This window comes from Microbulbifer sp. MKSA007, from assembly GCA_032615215.1.
Classification (GTDB): Bacteria; Pseudomonadota; Gammaproteobacteria; order Pseudomonadales; family Cellvibrionaceae; genus Microbulbifer.
This window is the reverse complement of sequence record CP128433.1, coordinates 3952501-3977473: the sequence shown is the minus strand read 5'-3', so window position 1 is coordinate 3977473 and position 24973 is coordinate 3952501. Positions and strand designations below refer to the sequence as shown.

21 protein-coding genes (1 of these 21 cut by a window edge) are annotated in these 24973 nt (G+C 48.4%); 17 read left to right on the top strand and 4 right to left on the bottom strand.

Annotated features, from left to right (window positions below):
- The first annotated feature begins 262 nt into the window (after nucleotides 1–262).
- A complete protein-coding gene (locus tag QT397_20555; GenBank protein WNZ55230.1) occupies nucleotides 263–1195 on the top strand; it encodes a hypothetical protein in 933 nt (310 codons plus the stop codon).
- A 981-nt stretch (nucleotides 1196–2176) separates the two neighbouring features.
- Nucleotides 2177–3946: a hypothetical protein gene (locus tag QT397_20550; GenBank protein ID WNZ55229.1), complete on the top strand. Its 1770-nt coding sequence runs from the start codon at nucleotides 2177–2179 to the stop codon at nucleotides 3944–3946.
- Between the two features lie 270 nt (nucleotides 3947–4216).
- Here the strand turns inward: QT397_20550 and QT397_20545 are convergent, their stop codons facing one another.
- Entirely contained in the window at nucleotides 4217–4885 is a 669-nt protein-coding gene (locus QT397_20545) for a FecR domain-containing protein (GenBank protein ID WNZ55228.1), read from the bottom strand.
- Between the two features lie 550 nt (nucleotides 4886–5435).
- On the opposite strand from QT397_20545, the gene QT397_20540 reads away from it, so the two are divergent.
- Together QT397_20540 and QT397_20535 are read left to right on the top strand one after the other, a co-directional pair.
- Nucleotides 5436–6224, top strand: a complete 789-nt coding sequence (locus QT397_20540) for a TauD/TfdA family dioxygenase (GenBank protein WNZ55227.1) — start codon at nucleotides 5436–5438, stop codon at nucleotides 6222–6224.
- 3 nt (nucleotides 6225–6227) lie between these two features.
- Entirely contained in the window at nucleotides 6228–6998 is a 771-nt protein-coding gene (locus tag QT397_20535; protein WNZ55226.1) for a sulfite exporter TauE/SafE family protein, read from the top strand.
- 42 nt (nucleotides 6999–7040) lie between these two features.
- Here the strand turns inward: QT397_20535 and QT397_20530 are convergent, their stop codons facing one another.
- On the bottom strand, nucleotides 7041–7646 hold the full coding sequence (locus QT397_20530) for a tRNA-uridine aminocarboxypropyltransferase (GenBank protein ID WNZ55225.1): 606 nt from the start codon (nucleotides 7644–7646) through the stop codon (nucleotides 7041–7043).
- A 31-nt stretch (nucleotides 7647–7677) separates the two neighbouring features.
- Between QT397_20530 and QT397_20525 the strand changes: the two genes are divergently transcribed.
- Together QT397_20525 and QT397_20520 are read left to right on the top strand one after the other, a co-directional pair.
- Nucleotides 7678–7827 (top strand): hypothetical protein, encoded by a 150-nt coding sequence (locus tag QT397_20525; protein WNZ55224.1) that lies wholly within the window; start codon nucleotides 7678–7680, stop codon nucleotides 7825–7827.
- Nucleotides 7824–8111, top strand: coding sequence for a GNAT family N-acetyltransferase (locus QT397_20520; GenBank protein ID WNZ55223.1), 288 nt, complete (start codon nucleotides 7824–7826; stop codon nucleotides 8109–8111). The genes QT397_20525 and QT397_20520 overlap by 4 nt, the downstream gene beginning before the upstream one ends.
- Before the next feature lie 162 nt (nucleotides 8112–8273).
- On the opposite strand, the gene QT397_20515 is transcribed toward QT397_20520, so the two are convergent.
- Nucleotides 8274–11006: a discoidin domain-containing protein gene (locus tag QT397_20515; GenBank protein ID WNZ55222.1), complete on the bottom strand. Its 2733-nt coding sequence runs from the start codon at nucleotides 11004–11006 to the stop codon at nucleotides 8274–8276.
- A gap of 516 nt (nucleotides 11007–11522) precedes the next feature.
- Entirely contained in the window at nucleotides 11523–13556 is a 2034-nt protein-coding gene (locus QT397_20510) for a glycoside hydrolase family 16 protein (GenBank protein ID WNZ55221.1), read from the bottom strand.
- 709 nt (nucleotides 13557–14265) lie between these two features.
- Here QT397_20510 and QT397_20505 point away from each other — a divergent pair.
- From QT397_20505 to csrA, 11 genes are all read left to right on the top strand, one after another.
- Nucleotides 14266–14778 (top strand): CinA family protein, encoded by a 513-nt coding sequence (locus QT397_20505; protein WNZ55220.1) that lies wholly within the window; start codon nucleotides 14266–14268, stop codon nucleotides 14776–14778.
- A 174-nt stretch (nucleotides 14779–14952) separates the two neighbouring features.
- Entirely contained in the window at nucleotides 14953–15987 is a 1035-nt protein-coding gene (gene recA, locus QT397_20500) for a recombinase RecA (protein ID WNZ55219.1), read from the top strand.
- Nucleotides 15988–16473, top strand: a complete 486-nt coding sequence (locus tag QT397_20495) for a regulatory protein RecX (protein ID WNZ55218.1) — start codon at nucleotides 15988–15990, stop codon at nucleotides 16471–16473. It begins immediately after the preceding gene.
- Nucleotides 16474–16572: 99 nt separating this feature from the next.
- Complete coding sequence (gene glpK / locus QT397_20490) at nucleotides 16573–18051, top strand: glycerol kinase GlpK (protein ID WNZ55217.1); 1479 nt, start codon at nucleotides 16573–16575, stop codon at nucleotides 18049–18051.
- A gap of 48 nt (nucleotides 18052–18099) precedes the next feature.
- Nucleotides 18100–19110 (top strand): fructose-bisphosphate aldolase class I, encoded by a 1011-nt coding sequence (locus QT397_20485; protein ID WNZ55216.1) that lies wholly within the window; start codon nucleotides 18100–18102, stop codon nucleotides 19108–19110.
- A 38-nt stretch (nucleotides 19111–19148) separates the two neighbouring features.
- Nucleotides 19149–19982, top strand: coding sequence for an alpha/beta hydrolase (locus tag QT397_20480; protein WNZ55215.1), 834 nt, complete (start codon nucleotides 19149–19151; stop codon nucleotides 19980–19982).
- 139 nt (nucleotides 19983–20121) lie between these two features.
- Nucleotides 20122–20307 (top strand): Trm112 family protein, encoded by a 186-nt coding sequence (locus QT397_20475; GenBank protein ID WNZ55214.1) that lies wholly within the window; start codon nucleotides 20122–20124, stop codon nucleotides 20305–20307.
- A gap of 4 nt (nucleotides 20308–20311) precedes the next feature.
- A complete protein-coding gene (locus tag QT397_20470) occupies nucleotides 20312–20659 on the top strand; it encodes a histidine triad nucleotide-binding protein (GenBank protein WNZ55213.1) in 348 nt (115 codons plus the stop codon).
- A gap of 72 nt (nucleotides 20660–20731) precedes the next feature.
- Nucleotides 20732–23341: an alanine--tRNA ligase gene (gene alaS / locus QT397_20465; protein WNZ55212.1), complete on the top strand. Its 2610-nt coding sequence runs from the start codon at nucleotides 20732–20734 to the stop codon at nucleotides 23339–23341.
- Between the two features lie 132 nt (nucleotides 23342–23473).
- Nucleotides 23474–24706 (top strand): aspartate kinase, encoded by a 1233-nt coding sequence (locus QT397_20460; GenBank protein ID WNZ55211.1) that lies wholly within the window; start codon nucleotides 23474–23476, stop codon nucleotides 24704–24706.
- Nucleotides 24707–24935: 229 nt separating this feature from the next.
- Nucleotides 24936–24973, top strand: partial view of a carbon storage regulator CsrA gene (gene csrA / locus QT397_20455; protein WNZ55210.1) — the start only. The gene runs 157 nt beyond the window's last position; 38 of the gene's 195 nt are visible here — the first part of the coding sequence; it begins with the start codon at nucleotides 24936–24938; the stop codon falls past the right edge of the window.

The window sequence follows — 24973 nt, the reverse complement described above, 5'->3', positions numbered from 1 at the left end:
ACCTTGATAAAGGCCTCTATCCTATATAGTTCACGAAGAGTGTACCTGATACACTCGATATATCAGTAGTTATACTACTTAGAGTTTAAAGATTTTTTAATTGATAAAATTTTCATTTTGGTATGCCTGGAAGGGCCTTTGTGGATTTATTGATTTTTTATTATCACAATGAATGATAAGCTCTGATGGTCAGCATAAAAGATAAGATAGATGCTACAGTCGGTAGCATCTTTAGTTAGATTAAGTATGGAAATATTGAGTCATGGAAGTAGACATAGTTACATTTATTTCTTCATTGGGGGTTTCTTCTTTTGCTGCTGTCTGGCTAACAAAATTACTTGTTTCTCATCGGCTTAAAAAAGATTTGCAAGTTCATAGGGTTGAGCTTGAAAAATCACTTGATGCATTTAAAGGTAAGCAAAATGGTCAAGTTAGGAAAGATGTTGAACTATATTTAAAACAGCATGACGCAGATATTAAGTATAATTTTGAGGCCAGGGCTCGTCTTTATCACGCTATTGGGCCATTGAAATTTCAGCTTTTGTTGGCTGCTCGAGACTTTAAAGTAAGGGTGTCAGAGATGCCAAGAAATCCATATAGTATTAATTTGGATGGGCATTATGGTAAAAGTACCATATATCGTTTGGCTAGACTTCTCTGTCTTTCAGAGCTTATAGAAAGCAAGGTCGCGTATGCTGATTTTGCTGTAGATGATTCATCGATTAAGTTACTAGAATTTAAGAAGTCTTTGTTTGTTATGCTGTCTGGCTCAAAAGTGATTTGCCATCATCCTAAGGCTAATTGGAAAACACAAAAAGAACATATATTTTTTGATGTACTGTCGAATATTGGTAATGCTCTAGTTGTTCATGAAGGTCAATCAATAATGCGATGTATGTCTTTTTCAGAATTTTCTGACGAGCTTGTGAATATTGATTTTGTGAATAAACTTTCGCCCCTTGTTGATGTCATGTCTGGGTTTTGTCTCAAAGATACACCAATTCTTTGGGTTAGATTATCTTGTATTGCCGTACTGTGTAACAAATTAATCGATGAAATTGGACGGCCAGTTGGGTTTAAATATACTTCTATTGATTTGGTTTCTCTTTTAAAAAATAGTGATGATAAATATATTCATTGTAAAGCTGATAAGTATGTAAGATTATGTCGTGAAACAATGAGTGAGGGACTTTAGTTGGGTATATGATAATAGGCTCGTGTATAATATCTTCTAAATATGACATGAGTGTTATTTAATATTAGGTTCTGCCTATGCTGCCAGATTAAATCTATTTAATTGATAAGTCCAAGGAGCTTGTGGAAGCTTGGAGTCCAGTATTTGAAGATATTGAAATTGTAGGCGTTTTCGAGGGTAATTTTTTTCCAAGCCAGTTGACGCAATGGTTAGCCCTGCCAATAGCTTCGGAATTAGGGATGGAGGGTTGGATCTGCCAATTATGGGTAGGCTCGGTTTTCAAGTAGAGGATCGGGTGCAAGCACGGATCAAATCCGACTTTCATGTAGAACTCCCGATAGGATCAGCTGTATTAGTAGCTACCTCCCATGAAAATTGGCCATATTTAATATCAGCTCCAACTACGCGCGTGCCGGAAGATGTTTCCAGTACGCTAAATGCATATTACGCTTTTCGAGCAATCTTAAACTCTGTGCAGCTATTTAACCGATCAAACTCCCCGGAGAGAATTAACTCGATTCTATGTTCTGGCCTGGGAACAGGTATAGGTAACTTATCGGCTAGGCGTTGTGCAGGCCATATGCGAGCAGCCTATAACTCCCTATCAAAGCCTTCAAGAATACCCAGTTATACAGAAATACATGCAGCACATAGAGGGCTGCAATTAGCTTGCTAGTGCATAGCAAGTATCTTTATAGAAAGTGAGTGAAAAACAGTCAGGAAAGCCTTAAGCTGCATTGAATTGAGAAGTACATCTTCTTTTAGCAGATTAAGGCTTTAGGCATAAGTACCAGTACTAAGGGGATACTCTATGGCGTTTGATTACGGCTCGATTGATTTGGGCCTGAAGAACCCTTTTAAGAAAGAAGGCCGGGTTACCGCAATTAGGGGGGAGTTCAGTTCATTGTTGCCCTAATCTTGCTGTTTATCGCTGCTGGCCAAGTGAAGTCGGACCCCGTAAGTGGTTGGGTGCTTGTCTTAGTGGGGGCAATCCTGCTGGTCGGCGGTATAAGGGCTCTATCAGGCGGTATTTTGGCCTTATTGCGCTTCTTTGTCGGTCGAAATCATCCGGTATCATTAGCTTTTAACCATTCTAAATCTGAAACGAGTACGGCATCAGAAGAGAAAAATGAAGTGGCTTATACCGCTTCCGGCTTAGAAGAGATGTTAGTTGGCCGTAAGAATCCAACCTTTCTAGAGCCTAAGGGCTTCTTGGCTCGGGTATTACACAGTATCTTCCCTAAATTGCTTTATATGCCATACCCCATTCGAAATATGGCTCAGGCACAGTTTGGCGCATGGGTAAGTACATTAACTGTCTTGCTCTCCTATGTCATTGTCGCTTTTATTTGTCTCAGTGGTTTTGCTGGTGATATGGGAGAAAAGCTATTCCCGATGTACTCTGCCATCGCTTTACTTTATACATTGATTGTATGGCACTCTGCGAGTAAAGGTATTTCACGGGAAGCCCAGAAAAGTGTAGCGAGCCTTACGGGGGGAAGTATTGCAAAAACGATATTATTCTCGATTGTGGTGCCTCTGTTGCTAGGATTGGGGTTAAGTTTAGGCGTTGAGGCTTTTAAGGGGGAAGGTACCTCTTCCCTAGATGAAATAATCAGTGTGTCCGGTGTATTGACTCAGGCTTTACCGAGCTTTAGCCCGTTCTTGTATATTCTTGGGGTTATATTTGTAGGCGCTGCTTGTAGTTTCGCGGTTGTCTATATGCTGCGCTTTAGAAGCGAAATTGCAAACCCGGTCACTGAGGTTTCTGAATTAAGGGATAACTGGCAGGAATCGGTTCACCCGAAGGAAATCTTTATAAACCTGGATAACCTTGTGATGGCAAATCGTCGTTATAAGGAAGTGCCCAATCGTATTTACAGAGAGCTTGATCCAAAACTTGAAGAGCAAGTGGATGGTAAAGGTTCATTCAATGGGGAAATGATCCAGGAAGTACAACCTACCGTTCGTCCTGTTGATTTGGGTGAAAAATTCAAGCTGATTCGTGATATTAGTCTTTTCGCAGGTAATGCGCTCTATATCGTTGTTACTGCGCTAGCTATTTGGCTGGCATACTCTTTGATTGATGTTATTCACTTCTTTCAGCCAGAATCTCTTACAGCCATTAAACAGGAGTTTGGCACCTTAGACGAGGAAGCTGGCCGCTTAGCTCTGCTAGAACAGTATATTTCAGCAGGCGGCGCTCTCTGTATGACGCTAATTCACTTGCTATTGATAGGATTTATTCTTAATATATTTGCTCGCTTGTTGGTCAATGCGGCACATATCTTCTTTGCTGAGATGCAGTTTGAATCACTATTGGTGTATTTTAAATGCGAAGGGACATTCACTGAATCTAAGATCTCAACGGGCACTGGAATACACGACAGTACTCGTTCTGAAAATGTACTAGTCAGAAGTTCGATTACGCCTTGGGTGATAGTAACCAGGGTTGTCTCAAGTACATTTGCCGCATCTGGCATGAGAAACTTGGAGTATCCAAGGCATATACTTGAAATGCACAAGTCTGAACGCGACTTATCTGAAATCAGGGATGACGTAATTAGTTTCTTGAAAGATAGAGAGTCTATTGCCTCCATTACAAGCAGCAGAGACTTGGAAAACACTTCGAATATTCATGCTATTAATCAGCAAAGTCGCGCTCTGCCAATGACAGAACAGGGACAATTAGCTCAAGATGAAAATGCGGCTGGTTATTTGAGGCAAGAAGATAAGGACACGGTTGAGTAGGATTTACAGCCTTTTCTTTGGCTCTACTGTCACTTACTTTGAGTGAAAGTGATAAAAAAAGCTGGCAAGGTTCGGAGTCTCTGGACCAGAAAGAGAATTCCTGGTACCCCTTGCCAGCTGAGGGTACTAGGCTAGCAAATTACGTATTTTTAGTAATACTGAGCCCCTAAGATTGACCGTATTTGCTGGTAGAATTACAGAAAAGTACTGTTTTATCTTTATTGTTAGGTACACAAGACGACTTTTGTTGGTATTTAACAAGCTAGGTTATTATTCTGGAAGCAGCTCTAACACTGTGTGAGACTCTTCTTTTGTGACTTTCAGGTTATAAGATTTGCTCAGACAGAGGACGGTATCTTCTATATGATTCAGGTCATAAACCCCACTAACAAGTAGTCTACTAGTGTTCTGGTCTCTCGTCACAAGCGGGGTATTTGTAAAGCGATTTAGCGATATTAGGAGTTCTGTTAATCTGATGTTATCAGCCTTTGTAAATCCGCTTCCCCAATCCTTATAGCTGGAAACCTCAAAACCTTTGATTGCACCGGTGTTGTGCTCAGTTACTTTGAGCATCTCCCCTTTCTTTATTTCGGCGCGATTTTTATTTTGTTTTACTGGGCTGACAGTGATATTCCCTTCGAGAACAGTGACTTCTGTTACTCCATATCGCTGGTCAATATTGAAAGTGGCTTTATGTGTACGGATCAATGCTTGTCGTGATTCTACTATAAAAGGCCAGGTTACCTCTTTACAAGTGCTTATTTGGGCCTCCCCATTTAATAGACGTATGCGTCTGCGTGTCTCTGAATAATTGACGAGTACTTTAGTTGTGGCACTCAACTTTATATGGCTGCCATCAGGTAGGGTTTGTTTAGATATTTCCTTGGGGGCTGTTTGGTAACGGCATTTAAATGGCTCCCGTGTCTTTAAATCTTCCATACTTTTCCCCTCGGCTTGGCTCGATGGCAGAATTGGTCCTTATAGGTGTGACCTTGGTCCGCTTTATATATTCTATTGTTAGCGCCTGACTTTTTATTATTCCACCTGAGTGGGGAATTAATAGGGAATGCTTGTCCCCGATATTGGCTCTTATTTTGCGATGCTTTCTTTTCTTTTTTAAGGGGTATTTGTTGTGGTTTTATTAAATGGTCATGACTAGAGAGCTATTTCGCTGTGGTTTTGCCGCACTACGATAAATTTTATCTGTTTGGAGGTAGATTATCTTGGCCTGAACGGGTAGATTGTTGCTGTTTTGTGAAATATACAAGGCCTTATTAGGATGGCCTGGGTTACTTTGTGATAGGCGATTCAGAGAGTTTCCACTGGTTTTCGGTGTTAAAGAGCTTTAAACGCCATCAGGGACTAAAGTTGGAGACGTAGGAGTTTGGTACATATGTGATATTTGGCATAAAGATTGCTCCTTTTATCTTGTGGGTAGAAGTTCATATTGTGGGAATCGTAAAGGAATTGTTCATCAAGGGAGCTGAAAATGTCGTCACTCTATTTTTCATCGCATGCCATGCCACTTAGAGTCCCAAGTTACTGCTGCTTTGAACTTGGGTCCTGTTCGGACATAGAGTATGAAAGTTATAAGATAGCCCTGTTTAAAAAGGGGATTGCGCTTATCCATCTCAAATTTTCTGATGATTCTGCTGAAGTGATGGAGGATATTGTCAATACCATCGGGTTGGTACATGAGCATGATTCTATGGGGCGAACGGTTTGGGATGTGAGAATTGGTGGTGAGACAGGCGATGAGGCATTGGCTATATCTCATAGTGATAGAGAATTCTTCTTGCACAATGACGGTGCTTTTGAATCGGAGATGCCTGGCTACTTTGGTCTCTTCGTTGTGCACGCTGATATGCATGGAGGCGGAGAAAATATTCTTGTCTGTGCCGACAGGATAATCGAGAGCCTCTCCGATAAAACTTTCCAGGTACTTTCAAGTAGTAAGTTTAAACTGCGTGTTCCTGAAGAGTTTCGCAAGTCGTCTGAGTTTATAGAGGCATCCTTAATTGATGAGAGCCATGGTTTCAGATACAGGTATGATATTATCGAGCGTGAGTATTGCTCTTCAGATGAGCTTGATGCTTTACGTGAGCTGGAGCTAAAAATATCTTTGCCACATAATATGTTTAAGGTTAGGTTGAATAATAACCAGATATTGTTATTGGATAATCGACGATACCTTCACGCAAGAACAGGAATTAAGGATAGGAAAAGGCACCTTAAACGAATACGTTTTAATATGCCTGCTATATCGAGGGTTGCTTAACGGGTGGTTATAGAGATAGTTATAGTTGGATTGTTGCTTATTCTGGTAGCAGGTATGGCTCACGGAGCATTGGGGTTTGGTTTCCCAATGCTTGCGACGCCTATTCTGGCACTTGCTTATGATTTGAAAACGGCAGTGGTGTTAACCATCCTGCCGTCGCTTTTGGTAATTATATCCAGTCTTTATAAGTGTCGAGATTATAGGATTAATTTTTCTAAATATAGTTTAGTAATATTACTGGTGTCTCTTGGAAGCCTTACCGGAACATGGCTGTTAACCTGGGCAAATCCGGATATTCTCAAGTTGTTACTGGCGGTATCAATCTTAATTTACCTGTTCTCCAATCGTTTAAGGGGTTATTTGTCTAAATTCTCCAGTCAGCCAGTACTTTTTCCTGTCATTATGGGCGGCTTGGCTGGGGTGATTGGTGGCGCGACTAATGCGATTGCGCCTCTACTGATGATTTACTTATTGGAAGTTGCCAGATCATCAAAGGAAGTAATCCTTATTTCCAATATTTGTTTCTTGATTGGCAAGCTGATACAGCTTTCTGTACTTTCAGTTTACTTGAGTTTTGATGATTTGGAGTTGATGTCGCTATCTGCAATTACCGTATTTGCATATTTTGGACTAATTATTGGATTTAAGCTTCAATCGAGGATTGATGAAGAGCGATATCGATCGATTATTCGATATGCCTTATCAATTTTTATGTGCGTGCTAACCTATCAGGGGGTTTCCAATTTGATATTTCCTGATGGAGTAATTGTTTAGGTTCTTTGCTTGAGGCCTCACTGACTGTGAGTATCAAATGCCCTAAGTTGGCTCTGCTGAATAGCTCTGCTGTTGCAGGCTAATCATCTTTTCAAATGGTTGCAGAAGCTTGGAATACTCATTTTTATCTTCAAGTCGAGTCATAGCCAAGGCAATACTTTCAATGGTTGACAGACCATCCGCAACGGTGGTTTTCCGAATTGCGTAGTTGGATTTCAAGTCCCCACTGAGATTGACTCTTGGAAGCTGTTGTAGCTTGGGGTTCAGGTGAAGAATCTTTTTAGATTTTTTCCAAGTCGCATCTATAACAATTAGCTGTTCAATCTTTTCCAGCTGATTCTGGTGGCTAAGGGTATTGTTCCCTTCAGCTAATTGGGGTGTTTGGGGTAGCCATGATAGTGACGGATAGAGTAGAGCGCTGGGTGTATCGAGTAGCCTGTCCAGCTGATGATTAGGAAGGGTTTCAGAGATAAGCATTTCGCTGTTATTTAAACACAGGTGCGCCATACGCCCGGTATTGAACGGGTGCTTCTCTTCTTGTGGGTGCTGTATGATCACCACTTTTATGGTATTAGCCAGGCTCACCAACGCACTGCAATAACAGACATTGGGCGGGCGCAGGCAGGTGCTACAGGTCTCTCTGGGCATTTTTCTACTTCAGGGGTACAGGGGCAGGTTTATGGCGAAAACGCAGCCTTCTAATAGTGTTCAGTGGCTGGCAGATATAGAGATTCCGCTAGCGAACAAATTTTATCGCATGTATGGATTTCGTGGCAAAGCCAAACGCCATGAGGACTGCGGGATAGTGCGCGGCGAACGGGGGAGGTGATTGCCTGCGGTTATTTGCGGCGCTATGAGAGCTTTAAGCTCCTGGCCGGAGTTGCTGTTGCACCAGATCATCAAGGGCAGGGTGTTGCAAGGCAGCTGTTGATGCTCCTTGCTGAACGTTTTGATAGTGACACCTATACATTTCCCTACGACCACCTGGAGCCTTTTTACTCCTCTTTGGGGTTTGAGAGGGTTGAAGTGAATGAGTTAAGTGGTCCTGTTGGGGATTTATTCCGTAGTTACGTAAAGCAGGGGCGCTCGATTCTTGCGATGGTCTACCGCTAGCCTTGAGAAGATTATTATTTTCAGGTTGGATTTGAATTAGAAAGAATTACTGTGCAAAGGTGTGTAGCACCTCTAGCTTTGGAATTTTAGTTCCTTCGGGGACAGTTTATAGGTAGGGCAGCACTGTAGAAGTACTGCCCAAGTTGCTACTACCAGCTGTAATTAATAAGTGTTAATTTCCCAAATGGAGTAGCCGTACACGGTATTGCGTTCGGTGCAGTCAATCTTCAGGTAACGGTAGTTTCCCTCTACGGTGATTGCGTCGGTGCGTCCACCGGTTCCCATTCCAGAAAATGACTCAACAGTTGTCCAGTTGCTGCCATCGGTACTGCCGAGCAGAGTGTAGGCAGCCGCATTGGCAGTTTCCCAGTCGATATTGAGGGTGCCAATGGACTGTACAGAGCCCAAGTCATAAGTCAGGCTGACATTGTCCACACCGTGGGCGCTCTCCCAGCGGGTATTGCTATCTCCGTCGATTGCCAGTTCAGCACTTTGCAGTTCAGAGGTTGCAGAGATACTTGAAGCCTGACCGTCGCCACCAGTTAAGCCCAGCTCCCAGATGGAGTAGCCATAGCTTGTGCTGCGCTCAGTGAAGTACAGGCGCACATATCGATAGCTTCCACTCAGGGAGTGCTCATCGGTTCTCTCTCCGGCGCTACCACCACTAAAGTTGGCCAGTGTGGTCCAGGAAATAGTGTCGTTACTGCCTTGTACCGTATAGGTCGCAGCGTTGGCTGTTTCCCAGTCGATTGTCAGGGTGTTCAGAGCTTCTGCCTCACCTAGGTCCAGTAGTACCCATACTGAGTCACCGCCATGGGCGCTTTCCCAGCGGGTGCTGCTGTTATCATCAACTGCATTTGCGATGGGCTGGATTTCGTTGCTGGCGGTGACGGTAGCCTGTGCAATCAGGTCCTGGCTGCCAGCTTCACCGCTATCGCCAGAGCCTTCGCCGTCGTCCTCGTCGCCTCCACTATCGGAATCGTCACCGGAGTCATCGTTGCCGCCAGTACCGCCAGAGAAGTAGATATTGTCGATCTCGATATCGCTGATTTCTCCATCTACGCCTAGAAGCTCGAATAGTTGAACCACGTTAGACATGTCTACTTCGTCACTGAAGTCGCTTACGGGGATAGATATCTGGTGCCACTGGCCATCCCGTGCGAAACCGTAGGGATCGGCGCCATTGGCAAAGTCAATCCACTTTTGTTCTACATCGTCAATGCTGCCGCTCTTCATGCCGATCTTAAAGGTCGTGGTGGAGCTGCTTTTCAAAGCAAAATTGAGCGTGGCGGTATCGTTGTCGAAGGCTGACATGTCGTAGTAATAGTCAGCAGTGAAAGCCATGCCAAACCAGCCAGCACCTGCGGAGGTGTAGGACAGGGACTCAGATCCTTCGTAAGGGGAAGGAGAAGTTTCGATCAGGGTTTCGCCCCAGATATACAGATTGCCATCAGTGCCCAGTTCGAAACTGGAGTCGGCCTCGGTGTTTTCACTGTATAGGGAGAAGGTGCCGCTTGGCGTGGTTTTTTCAACGCTCTCACTAAAGTAAATATCGTCAATGGAAAGGGTAAAGGCTTCTGACGGTCCATCGCCGCGTACCATAAATGCCTGGCTAATGGTGTTGTAGTCCACCCCAAATTTGCTCAGGGGGATACTCACCTCGTGCCATTGCCCATTCCGTTCCAGGCCAAAAGTATCGCCTTCTACGCTCAGGTCCACCCAGGACTCACCACCGCTGGTACTGTTGATACCGATGCCGATAGTCTCTTCGCTAGTGGTTTTCATGCGGAAGTTCAGGTGACCATTTTGATAGTTCATCAAATTCAGGTCGTAGTGCATCCATACACCCATGCCATACCATTCGCCGGTATCGATTTGGAACTCCAGGGCATCACTCTCGTCGACGCTGGATTGGCTTTCCATATTGTTCCAGACGTAGAGCTCGATATCAGTGCCAAACGTCAGGGATTCGGAAATATCGCTGCTGTCCCCGAACACGCCCAGGTGGCCACTTTTGGCGGTATCGGCAGCCAGGGAGAGCTCGGTGCTGTAGCTGCTGTCATCGTTGTCGTAGATACGTACGTAGTCAACATACATCTTTGCGGGCATTGGGGCAGTGATCTCGCTGTTGTCATAGATCTGCGGGAAGATGCCACCTACTGCTAGGTTGAGAATTAAAAAGTTATGCTGGCGAAATTCATCGAATGCGGAATCACTGGTATCCGTCAAAGCTGCGATTTGGTTGGATTCGTCATCCACCCACATAACGATGCTATCGGGCGTCCAGGTCATGCCGAAGATATGGTAATCCTCAGTGAGGTCGGAGCTGGAACCGAAGTCCTCAACCAGGTTTTGCGATATACCATAATCTGCTTGCCCGGTGTAGTCGTCGGACTCGTGCCACCAGTGGAAGGCTCCGGAAATTTCAGAATTTACGACGCCGGCTTCTAGCGCTTCGGCCATACCCGCTTCGAGAATATCCAGTTCGCCACAGGCAGGCCAACCGGCTTGACCGTAGTCGCTGCCCAGTTGCCAGAATGCTGGCCATAGTCCCGCATCCAAATCCGGCAATTTAATTCGAGCTTCAATGGTTCCGTATTTGTAGGACAGACGCCCGAGCGACTTTAGGCGAGCAGAAGTAAAACTGCCGTCACTTTCCTGTACGGCCTGAATAATCAGGTTGCCGTCTTCGATATAAGCGTTGTCGCTATCATCGGTATAATTTTGTAACTCGTTGTTACCCCAGCCGGAGTTGCCAACATCGTAGGTCCAGACGGAGGTATCGATAGTGTCTCCGTCAAAATTATCTTCCCAGACCAAAGTTTTTGCATTGGCTATTGAGGACACAAAGGTGCCGACAATAGCTGCGGCTATCGCTGATTTTTTAATAATCATAATTTTCTTTCGTTGTTAATTATTTATAAGAATAAAATGCCTGATAGGAATGGTGTGACTCAGTCAAATGTTGCTTGTGGATTTAATGAATGCAGATTACTTAAATTGTAATTGCCTAAAATTCACGCGAAAAACAGGTGCTGGTCACGGGCAAAGCCTAGCAAAACGATTGTTCCACAGGAAAGCGAATCTGGCCCCCTTATCGTAGTTGTAGTCCTGCTTGTCGCATACACTTGAAAAATTATTTTCTTGTAATTTTTTTACAAGAAAATAAATTCCTTTTTGTGTTTTTGTTTGCAAGTGTTTTGTGCGGGAATTCTGTTTTTGATCTTTCTGTGTTGGGCAAAAGTGCGAGCAAATTTAATCTGGGTTTATTGTTGTTGTGCTTTCCCTCACACAGGATCATATCTTTAAAAGATAATATCTGCCGGCAGACAGGGCGGGTTTTGATGCTGGTGAAAAAGTTGGGTGGCGTAAAAAGAAAAGGGCGCTGCTATTTAGCGGCGCCCTTGTTTTTTAATGTCTACGGGGTCCCTGTGCGCATCGTGCAGGTGGGGTGCAGTTTCCATGGCGATGCTTGTGCCTTTTATGATGAGGGTGGCACTTGTGGGAGTGTGGACGACAGTTGTCATTACTATCGCTGTCTGAGCTTCCGCCGGAGAAATAGATATCGTCAATTTCAATATCGCTGATATCTCCATCGACGCCCAGTAGCTCAAATAGTTGGATAACATTTGACATATCTACTTCACTACTGAAATCAGAAACGGGGATTGATACCTGGTGCCACTCGCCATCCCGTGCGAATTCATAAGGATCGGAGCCGCTGGCAAATTCAATCCACTGCTGGCCAATATCGTTGACGCTACCGCTCTTCATGCCAATCTTAAAGGTGGTTTCTGAGCTGGTTTTCAGGGCGAAATTCAGCGTTGCAGTATCATTATCGAAAGCGGATAGATCGTAGTAGCTGTCGGCAGTAAATGCCATTCCGAACCAGCCGGCCCCGGAGGAGTAATAGGAGAGGGATTCTTCACCTTCGAATGGGGTTTGTGTGGCCTCCAACAGGGTATCGCCCCAAATATACAGGTTGCCATCAGTTCCCAGTGTAAAAGTTGAATTGGCCTCTGTAGTTTCGGTGTAGAGAGAAAAGACATCGGTCGGGGCTGTTTTTTCCACACTTTCGCTAAAGTAGATATCGTCAATGGATAGGACAAAATCTTCAGAGGCGGCATCACCTCGAATCATAAATGCCTGACTGATAGTGTTGAAGTCCACTCCTAACTTACTCAGGGGGATACTGACCTGATGCCATTCGCCATCGCGCTCCAGGCCGTAGGTACCATCACCATCCACCAGGTCTACCCAGGCATCTCCGCCACCAGTACTGGAAATACCAATGCCGATAGTTTGGCTGCTGGTGGTTTTCATTTTGAAATTGAGATGACCGTTTTCGTAGTTCATTAGGTTTAGGTCATAATGCATCCAGAAACCCATACCGAACCATTCACCAGCGGTAATATCAAACTCGAGGGCTTCATCACCCTCGGCAGCTTCGGCGCTGACAGTAGCTGACATGCTGTTCTGGTTCCAGACATACAGCTCGGTATCGGTGCCGAGCTCCAGGGATTCGGAGAGGTTACTGCCCTCGGAAAATACGCCGATATCACCTGTTTTGGCAGTGTCTTCTGCCAGGGAGATTTCTGTGCTGTAGCTGCTGTCGTCGTTATCGTAGATGCGAACATAGTCCACATACATTTTGGCGGGCATCGGTGCGGTGATTTCACTGTTAGCGTAAATCTCCGGGAAGACGCCACCTACCGCTAAGTTCAGGATCAGGAAGTGGTGTTGACGGAACTCGTCAAATGCGGGGTCTTCACTGCCGATGCTAATAATTTCATTGGCTTCGTCGTCGACCCACATGACGATGCTGTCCGGTGTCCAGGTCATGCCGAAAATATGGTAGTCCTCAGTGAGGTCAGTGCTGGAGCCGAAGTCATCAACAAGGTTTTTCGATTGACCGTAGTCCGCCTGGCCGGTGTAGTCATCGGATTCATGCCACCAATGGAAAGCGCCGGAAACTTCTGAGTTGACCGTGCCGGCATTGAGCGCGTCGGCCATGCCCGCTTCAAGAATATCCAGTTCGCCGCAAGCGGGCCAGCCCACTTGGCCGTAGTCGCCACCCAGCTGCCAGAAGGCGGGCCACAATCCGGCATCCAGGTCGGGTAATTTAATGCGGGCTTCAATGGTGCCGTATTTATAAGTCATACGACCCAGGGATTTCAGGCGGGCAGAAGTAAAACTGCCGTCGTCGTTTTGCAGTGCTTGAATAATAAGGTTGCCATCTTCGATATAGGCATTGGCGCTATCATCGGTGTAGGTTTGCAGTTCATTGTTACCCCAGCCTGAGTTGCCCACATCGTAAGTCCAAACGGACTTATCAATACTGTCGCCGTCGAAATTATCTTCCCAGACCAAAGTTTTTGAATTGGCAAGTGAGGACACACAGGCGCCTACAATAGCAGCCGCGATCGCTGATTTTTTTAAATTCATGATTTTGTCTTTCTTTAATTATCTATGGGGGTGCCAACTTCATTGTGTTTTTATAATGGCGGTGATCTGCCACGATGATTAATGCTTGCTGGGCTTGGGGATTTATCTGCTTTTTTATTGTGATATTTATATATTCAGTACAGCAGTAACAGACTAACAAAAAGCCGATTGTTGCATAGGGAAAGCCCGGGCCCTTTATCGTGAGACTGGTCCAACTTATCGCATATACAAAATTTTTCTGCTTTAAAATTAGAATTAGCCAGTGCGTATTAATGTGTTTTTACATTGTTTACGTTTTTATTTTTAAATTTGTTGTTGCTTATTGGATTGCCCGCTTGAAATTATTTGCTGATTTAAGACCCCTTTTAAAATTTAAATTCTAATTTGAAGGTGGGCCGGCGGCGGAAATTAGAGTTGGCAACCTGGCTCCCATAGGTAGTTTTATTTTCTAGAGTGCTGGCGCCGCTTGCGAGCGCTTCGACAGCGTGAGATTTATCTTTTGGTGTCGGCGCCGGTGTGCAGCCGGCGTGGATTGAGTTTTTAAAGGGGTTGCGGCTTCACCACTGAGGGGCAGCTGTATATTCGGTATGGGGCAGCTTACTTAAAATGGAATTTGCAAGATTGCCGCAGGTCGGCACCCAGAATAAGAGCCCGCTTCTGTGCTGTAATATTCGGTTGTGGCCCTGGAGCGGTTGAATAGGAAGAAACGGTGGAATACAGAGAGATAACTGAGCTTGCCGGAGAGTTGGGCGGGGAGCTGGAAAAGAGAGATTGGCGTGTGACGTCGGCAGAATCTTGCACCGGTGGTGCGATTGCGGCGGCTATTACCTCTATAGCAGGTGCTTCGAATTGGTTTGATGGATCGATCGTGAGCTATGCGAATCGCATCAAGAACGGTGTTCTGGGTGTCGACAACGATGATCTCAAGCAGTTTGGGGCAGTGAGTGAACCGGTCGCCCGGCAGATGGCTTGTGGGGTTCTGGCGATGATGGATGCCAATCTCGCCGTTGCGGTCAGTGGTATCGCGGGGCCTGATGGTGGCACTGCCGAGAAGCCGGTAGGTACGGTTTGGATTGCCTGGGCCCATGCGGAGGGGCAAGAGCCAGTGCAGATTGATGCGAAGTGTTTTCTGTTCAGTGGTAACCGGGCAGAGGTGCAATCGCAGACGGTCGTTGAGGCGATGAAGGGAATGTTAAGGATTGTTCGTGAGCACCCGGTTTGAACTTGTCCGCTGGGTCAATCTTTGTTCGTTTGCCCCGGCTTCAGACTTCTTTTTGAAGTGAGGCTCACTCAGTCTGAAGCTGGTACTCAGTATATGGAATTACTGGTTGCCTATACAGTAATCCTTCGTTAAGCTTGCCACCACTCAATTCAGCTCAGAAATACGGGAATGGTCATGGATTCCAATAAAGACAAGGCATTAAAGGCGGCGCTATCTCAGATTGAACGTCAGTTCGGTAAAGGCACTGTGATGCGTATGGGAGACAAGGAGCGCGAGCGTATTCCTGCGATCTCCACCGGCTCCCTCGGCTTGGATGTGGCCCTGGGTATAGGCGGCTTGCCGCGTGGCCGTATCGTTGAAATCTATGGACCAGAATCTTCCGGTAAGACCACCCTCACCTTGCAGGTGATTGCCGAGGCCCAGCGCAAGGGTGGCACTTGTGCTTTCGTGGATGCAGAGCACGCCCTCGACCCTATCTACGCTGAAAAACTGGGTGTTAACGTCGATGAGCTGATCGTATCCCAGCCGGATACCGGTGAGCAGGCGCTGGAAGTTGCCGATATGCTAGTGCGCTCCGGTGCCGTTGATGTGCTGGTAGTAGACTCCGTTGCGGCCCTGACCCCGCGCGCTGAGATCGAAGGTGAGATGGGTGATTCCCACGTGGGCTTGCAGGCTCGTTTGATGTCCCAGGCTCTGCGTAAGCTCACTGGTAATATCAAGAACACCAACACCCTGGCGATCTTCATTAACCAGATTCGCATGAAGATCGGTGTTATGTTCGGCAGCCCTGAAACCACTACTGGTGGTAATGCCCTCAAGTTCTACTCTTCTGTGCGTTTGGATATCCGTCGTATCGGTTCCGTTAAAGATGGCGATGAGGTGGTGGGTAACGAAACCCGAGTGAAGGTGGTTAAGAACAAGGTCGCTCCTCCGTTTAAGCAGACCGAGTTCCAGATCATGTATGGCGAAGGCATTAACATGATTGGTGAGGTCGTCGATTACGGCGTGAAAATGGGGCTGGTGGATAAAGCCGGAGCCTGGTACAGCTACAAGGGTGACAAAATTGGCCAGGGCAAGGCGAACGCTACCAAGTTCCTGCGCGATAACCCCGATATTCGCAACGAGATTGAAGGCCAGTTGCGTGCGCAGCTGCTCGGTGATTTAGTGCCTGCGACCCCTGAAGAGGCTGCGGAATTACCGGAAGAGTAAATGCCGTACTCAAAAGCGGATTTTTCCGTTGATCCAGCTCAAGCGCTTTTCAGCGCGGCGCTTGAGCTGCTGACCCGCCGCGAGCACTCCCGCCATGAATTGAGGCAAAAGCTCGCGGCAAAATTCCCCAGCGCCGATTTCGACACGCTTTTTGAGCGCCTACGCGAACTCAACTATCAATCCGATCAACGCTTTGCCGAAGTTTTTGCCCGCTCCCGTGTCCAGCGCGGTCAGGGGCCGATGCGTATTCGCCAGGAGCTACAGCAGCGCGGCGTGCGCGGTGAACTAATTGCCCAGGCACTGGATCAGTTGGAAGTGGATTGGTTTGAGTTGGCTGCGGAGATGCTGCAGAGAAAATACCGGGCCCCTATGAGCGCAGAGCTTCCACGGGATCAGTGGATGAAGGAGCGAGCGCGGCGCCAGCGATACCTGGCTTACCGGGGCTTCCCCACGGACGCGATTAGCTGGGCGCTGGACGGCAATTAATCGGGCTTATACTCTGACTACTACCTGAATGACTGGTCGATAGGTTTCGGCCATTTTTCAGGTACAGAAAGAGACTAAAAGAATAAGCGCGAGAACCCTATGATCCTGTCTATTGACCAGGGCACCACTGGTACCACAGCTTTTATCTTCGATAGTAAGGGCCACCTGATTGGTCGCAGTTACTCGGAAATTCCCAATCGTTATCCCCAGCCTGGCTGGGTTGAGCAGGATGCGGAAGAGATTTGGTCGGTAACTCTCCGGGTCTGTGCCGCAGCACTCCAGCGCGCTGGTGTTCGCGCGTCGGATATCACCGCAGTGGGAATTACTAACCAGCGCGAGACCACGATCGTCTGGGATAGGTATACCGGCGAGCCGGTTTTTCCTGCGATTGTGTGGCAGTGCCGGCGCTCGGCGGAGGTATGCCGGGAGTTGGGGGAACTCGGCAGGTCTGATTGGTTGCGAGAGCGCAGTGGCCTATTGCTGGATGCTTACTTTTCCGCAAGTAAGTTGACTTGGCTGTTCCGCCGTAACCCGGATTTACTAACCCGAGCTCAAAATGGCGACCTGTGTTTCGGCACCGTAGATAGCTGGTTGATCTGGAAAATGAGCGGTGGCAAAGCCCATCTCACCGATCACACCAATGCCAGTCGTACCCTCCTGTACAACATAAAAGATAAAGCCTGGGATAGTGAGCTGCTGGATTTTTTCCAGTGCCCTGAATCCATTCTTCCCAGAATTCTACCGTCGGCTGGCCACTTTACCGATACAGACCCCCACGCTTTTCTCGGCACATCGGCTCCGATTTGTGGTGTTGCCGGGGATCAGCAGGCAGCACTGTTTGGCCAGGGTTGTACCGAGCCCGGTAGTATAAAAAACACCTACGGAACTGGCTGCTTTATGCTGGCTTTTGCCGGCGAGGATCGCCCGGAGCTACCCCAGGGGTTGCTGGCTACAGTGGCCTGTGATGCCCAGGGTAATCCGGCCTATGCCGTAGAGGGTTCAGTTTTCACAGCGGGCTCCGCTATACAGTGGTTGCGGGACGAGATGGGAATGATCCAGCAGGCGGTGGATACCGAAATTATCGCCCAGAGTATTCCTCATACCCGCGGCGTTTATCTTGTGCCTGCATTTAGTGGGCTGGGTGCGCCGCACTGGGACCCATCGGCACGGGGGACTATTTGCGGCTTGAGTCGGGGGGCTGGTCGAGCTGAGGTGGTGCGTGCCACTTTGGAATCTATAGCTTACCAGAGTGATGAGCTGGCCCGCTTGATGGAGCAGGCCCTGGGCTTGCCGATTACCCATATGCGTGTGGATGGGGGTGCTTGCGCGAATAATTTCCTGATGCAATTCCAGGCGGACATTTCCTCTTTGCGTGTTGAACGGCCCCGGCAGATTGAATCGACGGCTATTGGTGCTGCATTGCTGGCTGGTATTGGCAGTGGAACCTGGCGACCAAGGGAATTACCGGAGTGTTTGCAGGAAATTGAACGGGACTTTATGCCGGCAATGACTCAGGCGGAGAGGGAGCAGTTGTTGGCTGGTTGGCGGAGGGCGGTAAAAGCCTGTAAAGCTTTTTAGGCTGGACCGCCTATCCTCTTAGCGTAATAACCTAAGGGAGGGGTAGAGATGTCACATATCGATATGCTGGAGGAAACTGTAGCAACATTGGTCGATGGTCAAAGAGGCATCCTGGCTGCCGATGAGAGTGGCGGCACTATTGCAAAGCGCTTTGCCACGATTGGAGTGGATTCCACTGAGAAAAACCGGCGCGACTACCGTGCTGCGCTGCTGTCCTGTAAGGGGTTGGGTGAATGTATCAGTGGCGTTATTTTGTTCGAGGAAACTCTGGGGCAAAAAGATACTGAGGGCCAGCCCTTGCCCCAAGTCGCTGCGTTACAAGGGATAGTGCCGGGCATTAAGGTGGATAAGGGCAAGGGCCCGCTGCCTGGAGCGCCTGGGGATATGATCACCTACGGGCTGGACGGGTTGTCTGAGCGCTTGCAGCAATATAAAAAGCAAGGAGCTCGCTTCGCCAAGTGGCGTGAAGTCTATCCTATTGGCCATCACAACCCCACGCGCCTGGGGCTTACCGCAAATGCTGAGATGTTGGCCCGCTATGCAGCGGTATGCCAGGCCGAAGGGGTGGTTCCTATTGTCGAGCCAGAGGTTCTGATGGACGGTGAGCACGATATAGAGCGCAGTGCGGCGGTAAATGAGCGGGTTTGGCACTATGTGTTCCACGCCCTCCACCAGCACGGGGTAATACTGGAACTGATGTTGCTCAAGCCCAGTATGGTAACCCCAGGTGCGGAGGCGGAAACGGCTGATCCTGAGCAGGTGGCCGAATACACCCTGCGCAGCTTGCGGCGAACGGTCCCCGCAGCAGTGCCGGGAATTAATTTTCTTTCCGGGGGGCAGGGACCAGAAGAGGCCACGGCCAATCTCAATGCAATGAATCAGCAAGGTGGTGGCCCCTGGCAGTTGAGCTTTTCCTATGGGCGCGCACTACAAGAGCCAGCACTCGCTGCTTGGCAGGGGCGCCCGGAGAATGTTGAAGCAGCCCAGGAAGCGCTACTTAAACGGTCCCGCATGAATCATTTGGCCATGCTGGGCAGGTACCGCGAAACCCTGGAATAGCGATTAGCTAGCAAATAATAATCAATAAGGAGATTGCAATGGAGTTTGTCACCAGGGGAGTGACGCTGTATTACCGGCGCTGGTGGGTAGAAGAAGCCGTGGGTGTAGTAGTTATATCCCACGGGTTGGGAGAGCACAGTGGGCGTTACGGTGAGCTGGCGGAGGACCTCAATCGAGCAGGGTACAGTGTTTATGCCCTAGACCATTATGGCCACGGATTGTCGGATGGGAAGCGTGGGGATATTGAGGATTTTGCACTTTATAGTGAGGATCTAAATGAATTTATCTCCTTGGTAAAAAGTGGAAACCCCGGGCTTGGGATGCATCTTCTTGGCCACAGTATGGGAGCTGTTATCGCCTGTGGCTGTGCTATTCGATATAAATCTGTCGACAGTTTAAATCTTTCCGCACCGGGTTTTCGCGGTAAAAGTGAGCCAAAAGGCCTTTTGTTATGGCTCGCGCTATTTTTGGCTCGCTGGCTTCCGGGGTTGGCTCTTTCCAGCCAGATAAATAGTCAGTGGATATCTCGTAGTCCGGATGTGGTCAAGCGGTATGTCAGTGATGAACTCGTGCATCACAGTATCTCTCTGCGCTGGTTTAAGACTTTTTTGCAGGAGCGGGAGTTTTTATCTGGCCGGTTGGATGGGATATCCATGCCTTACCTTCTGTTATTGCCGGAATCAGACCATATTGTCGATGTGGAACTCAGCCGCAAGTGGTTTGGACAGGTAGGGTCAAAAAACAAGCAGTTGCACTGTTTCTCAAGGTCTTACCACGAGGTATTTAATGAAATAGAGGAGGGGCGTTTAGCCCGGGAGCTGTTACTTAGCCATCTCAATTCTGTTTCAGTAGAGACTGCTTCTGTCATATAAGGGTAAAAAAGCGCAAAGCCAGCAGGTGGCGCAGCAGAAGCTATGGCGAATACCGTGTAAAAGCGTATGAAGCATTGTATGATACGCGGTCATTTTTGCCCATCGGAAGTATTACCGAGGGAAAATAGTGGGGTGGAACATGGATAAAAAGTTGCTGAGCCTGTTGGTATGTCCGGTGAGTAAAGCGCCGCTTGAATACCGGGAGGACACACAGGAGCTGGTCTGCAAGGCCAGCGGTCTAGCCTATCCGGTGCGGGACGGTATACCGGTAATGCTGGAATCTGAAGCGCGGCAGCTGACAGCCGAGGAAAAGCTGGAAAAGTAAACCAATGGGTGAACCCAGCGTTTTCAGTCAAATTATCTCGGGAGATATCCCTGCTGAGATGATCTACGAGGACGACCAATGTGTCGTTATTGAGGATCGCGCGCCACAAGCGCCGACCCATCTCCTCATTATCCCACGCAAACCCCTAGTGAATTTATCCGCTGCTCAGGCTGAGGATAAATCCCTGCTCGGCCACCTTATGTGGCTGGCGGCAGAACTGGGGCGCAAGCTGGGGCTCGAGGGCTATCGACTGGTAGTTAATAACGGTCGAAGTGCAGGTCAAACCGTATTTCACCTGCATGTTCACCTGCTTGCCCAAAAAAGAATGCCCGAACAAGGGCTGGCACAGTAGTGGAACAGAAGTGACACCGTGTCACTGACGCCAATCAAATAAAACTCAACTAACGAAGTGGAATTACGCCGGATGAAAAGCGCACAGATTCGCGACGCCTTTCTGAATTATTTTGCTGAGCAGGGCCATGCTATTGTGCCCTCCAGCTCCCTGGTTCCGGGCAATGACCCGACGCTGTTATTCACCAATGCCGGCATGGTACAGTTTAAGGACACCTTCCTGGGGCAGGAAAAGCGTTCCTACAATCGCGCCACCAGTTCTCAGCGCTGTGTGCGTGCAGGAGGCAAGCATAACGACCTCGAAAATGTCGGTTACACCGCACGGCACCACACGTTTTTTGAAATGCTCGGTAATTTTAGCTTCGGCGACTACTTCAAGCGCGAGGCGATTCGCTTTGCCTGGGAGTTCCTGACCAAAGTATTGAACTTGCCGGAGGAGCGTCTTTGGGTAACCGTACATATCAGCGATGATGAAGCCGCTGATATTTGGTTGAAGGAAATGGGGGTGAGTGCCGAGCGCTTCTCCCGTCTCGACGAGGATAACTTCTGGCAGATGGGTGACACTGGTCCCTGCGGTCCAAGTTCTGAGATTTTCTACGATCACGGTGCCGATGTGCCCGGCGGTCCACCCGGTTCCGATAATGACGACCTTGATCGCTATATCGAGATCTGGAACCTGGTATTTATGCAGTATGAGCGCACCGCTGATGGTGAACTGCACCCACTGCCCAAGCCCTCAGTGGATACCGGCATGGGGCTGGAGCGTATTGCCGCTGTAATGCAGGGAGTACACTCCAATTATGAAATTGACTTGTTCCAAGCGCTGCTGAAGGCGGCGGGAGAAGTGGTTGGCTGCAGCGACCTGGAAGAGAAATCCCTGCGAGTGATCGCCGACCATATCCGCTCTTGTTCATTCTTGATTGCCGATGGCGTAATGCCTTCCAACGAAGGCCGTGGATTTGTACTTCGCCGCATTATTCGCCGCGCAGTGCGCCATGGTCACAAACTTGGGCACAAAGATATCTTCTTCTACAAGCTGGTAGAGGCGCTCGCCGAGCAGATGGGTGACGCATACCCGGAGCTGCGTGAAAAGCAGCAGGTGATTGAGAATGCGCTGCGCAAAGAGGAAGAGCAGTTTGCGAAGACTCTGGATAAGGGAATGGCGCTGCTAGAAGATGCCCTGGCTTCCCTCGAAGGCAGTGAGATCCCCGGTGAGTTGGTATTTACTCTGCATGATACTTACGGCTTCCCGACAGACCTAACCCAGGATATTGCCCGTGAGCGCGGTCTATCCCTGGATATGGATGGATATGAAGCTGCTATGGAAGCCCAGCGCCAGAGAGCTCGCGCTGCCGGTAAATTTAAACAGGACTATACCGATGTCCTCGAACTGGAAGGGGCTACAGAGTTTCTCGGTTACAACGCGACCGAGGCAACAGGCAAAGTGTTGGCCATCGTTAAAGGTGGTGAGCAGGTTGAACGCTTGGAAGAAGGTGAAGAGGGTGCAATTGTTCTGGATCGGACTCCCTTCTACGCAGAGTCCGGTGGTCAGGTAGGTGATAGTGGCTATTTGAGTTCCGGTGATGCCCGCTTTGAAGTGCGCGACTGCACCAAGCAGAGCGCGCATCATTTGCATACTGGTAAGTTGTTGAAGGGAAGTATCGCTGTGGGCGAAACCCTTGAGGCAGTCGTATCAGCAGATGTTCGTCAATCCACCGCCCTGAATCACTCTGCAACCCATCTATTACATGCCGCCTTGCGCAAAGTGCTGGGCGAGCATGTCACCCAGAAGGGCTCCCTGGTGGACTCCGAGCGCCTGCGCTTTGACTTCTCCCACCCCGAAGCCGTAACGGCAAAGCAACTGCACGCGATTGAATCCCTGGTTAATAGCCAAATTCGCGCAAATACCCCAGTTGAAACTCACGAAACCGATATTGAGTCTGCAAAAGCGATGGGCGCTATGGCTCTATTTGGCGAAAAGTACGGCGATACTGTACGTGTACTTTCCATGGGCAAATCCGATGACAAGGCTTTTTCCGTTGAGTTGTGTGGCGGTACTCACGTGAAGCGCACCGGTGATATCGGTTTGATTCGCATTGTTGGGGAAAGCGGCATTGCTTCCGGCCAGCGTCGAATCGAAGCGGTTACTGGCGCTCACGCAATGTCTCTGTTCGATCAGGCACAGCAGCGTCTGGAGCATGTAGCGACTCTGCTTAAGGCGCGTCCGGACTCCTTGGCTGACAAAGTTGAACAGCTGCTGCTTAACAATCGAAAGCTGGAAAAAGAGATTGCCCAGTTAAAAACCAAGTTGGCCAGCGGTGCTGGTGGAGACCTTTCCACTCAGGCTATTGAATTGGCGGGCTTTAAGTTGCTGGCAACCTCTATTGACGGAGCTGACCCCAAATCACTGAGAGATTTGGCGGATCAAATGAAGAACAAGCTGGGCAGCGGCGTGGTGCTGCTGGCGGCTCCGGGCGATGAAAAGGTGGCTTTGGTTGCCGCAGTGACCCAAGACCTGACAGATCGGCTTTCTGCGGGTGACCTTATGCGCTTTGCTGCCGGGAAGCTGGGCGGCAAGGGTGGCGGTCGAAAAGACATGGCCCAGGGTGGTGGAACGGATGTGTCCGCGCTCCCTAATATGCTGAAAGAAGTGCCAAATTGGATTGAGCAATCCTTAAACTAGTTAAGTTTTGTCAAATTCGTGGTCTGAATTCGTAGTTGAGTTGATTTCGCAGAGGTTTGGTGATTAAGTGCGCGCCTGCACGAGTTGGGCAGGAAGCGTACTTATTGTGGAGCTAAGGAAACACAGTAAGTTATGAGTTTGTTCGTGCAGAAGTATGGCGGGACTTCAGTTGGCTCAATTGAGCGAATTGAAGCTGTGGCCGATAAAGTCGCCGCGTTTCGCGCTCAGGGACATGACATGGTTGTCGTATTGTCTGCCATGAGTGGTGAAACAAATCGCCTGATTGATCTCGCTTATCAAATCCAGGAAAAACCAGACCCCAGAGAATTGGATGTTCTGGTTTCCACAGGAGAGCAGGTCACAATTGCTCTTTTGAGCATGGCTCTGAAGAAGCGTGGTTATGACGCCTGTTCCTACACGGGTGGGCAGGTAAAAATTCTTACGGATAATGCTCATACCAAAGCTCGCATTCAAAGTATCGATGTGGAGCGAATGCGCACCGATCTCGATGAAGGCAAAGTCATAGTTGTGGCTGGTTTTCAGGGGGTGGATGACGACGGCAATATCACCACACTTGGGCGCGGCGGGTCTGACACGACGGGTGTGGCGTTAGCTGCGGCGTTAGATGCTACCGAGTGCCAGATTTATACCGACGTGGACGGGGTCTATACCACTGACCCTCGAGTGGTCGACAGTGCACGCAGACTCGATCGAATCACATTTGAAGAAATGTTGGAAATGGCCAGTCTTGGCTCCAAGGTTCTGCAGATCCGCGCCGTAGAGTTCGCCGGTAAATACAAGGTTCCCCTGCGCGTACTCTCAACTTTTGAAGAGGGTAACGGAACCCTGATTAGCCTGGATGAGGAAGATAACGATATGGAACAGCCAGTTGTATCCGGTATCGCGTTTAATCGCGATGAAGCAAAACTGACAATTCGTGGAGTGCCGGATACCCCTGGGGTTGCATGCCGAATCCTGGCACCGGTCGGCGCTGAAAATATCGAAGTCGACGTTATTGTTCAAAATATCAGTGCTGTCGATGGCACGACTGATTTCACCTTCACTGTTCACCGCAATGATTTAGGTAAGGCTCGTGATGTTTTAGAGCGAGTTTCTGCGGAACTTGGTGCGCGGGAGGTGATCACAGACGACAAGATCGCCAAGGTTTCTATTGTTGGCGTAGGTATGCGTTCACATGCAAATGTGGCTAGTCGTATGTTTAGTGCCCTGGGTGAAGACAATATTAATATCCAAATGATCACTACTTCTGAAATTAAGATCTCAGTGATTATTGACGAGCGTTATTTAGAGTTGGCTGTCCGGGCGCTGCATAGCGAATTTGAGCTTTCAGACAAAGAAAGGTAGCGAGATTTTATAGCCGGCCTGCAGGCGGAAAAAACAACCAATTACAATTCAGTGGCTCGACGTAGCATGCAACCTGTTGAGATTTTGTTCGACTGGTCAATACTGAAGAGTGTGAAGGTTAGTTTTTAGCCTTTTGTGCACCGCCATCCGGTTATGATGACCAAGTAAGAGCAGTTCCAGGGGAACGCCGGCTGCTCTTTATCACAGGATGATCAAGGAGAAGTAGGTAATGTTGATTTTAACCCGCCGAATTGGCGAAACGCTGAT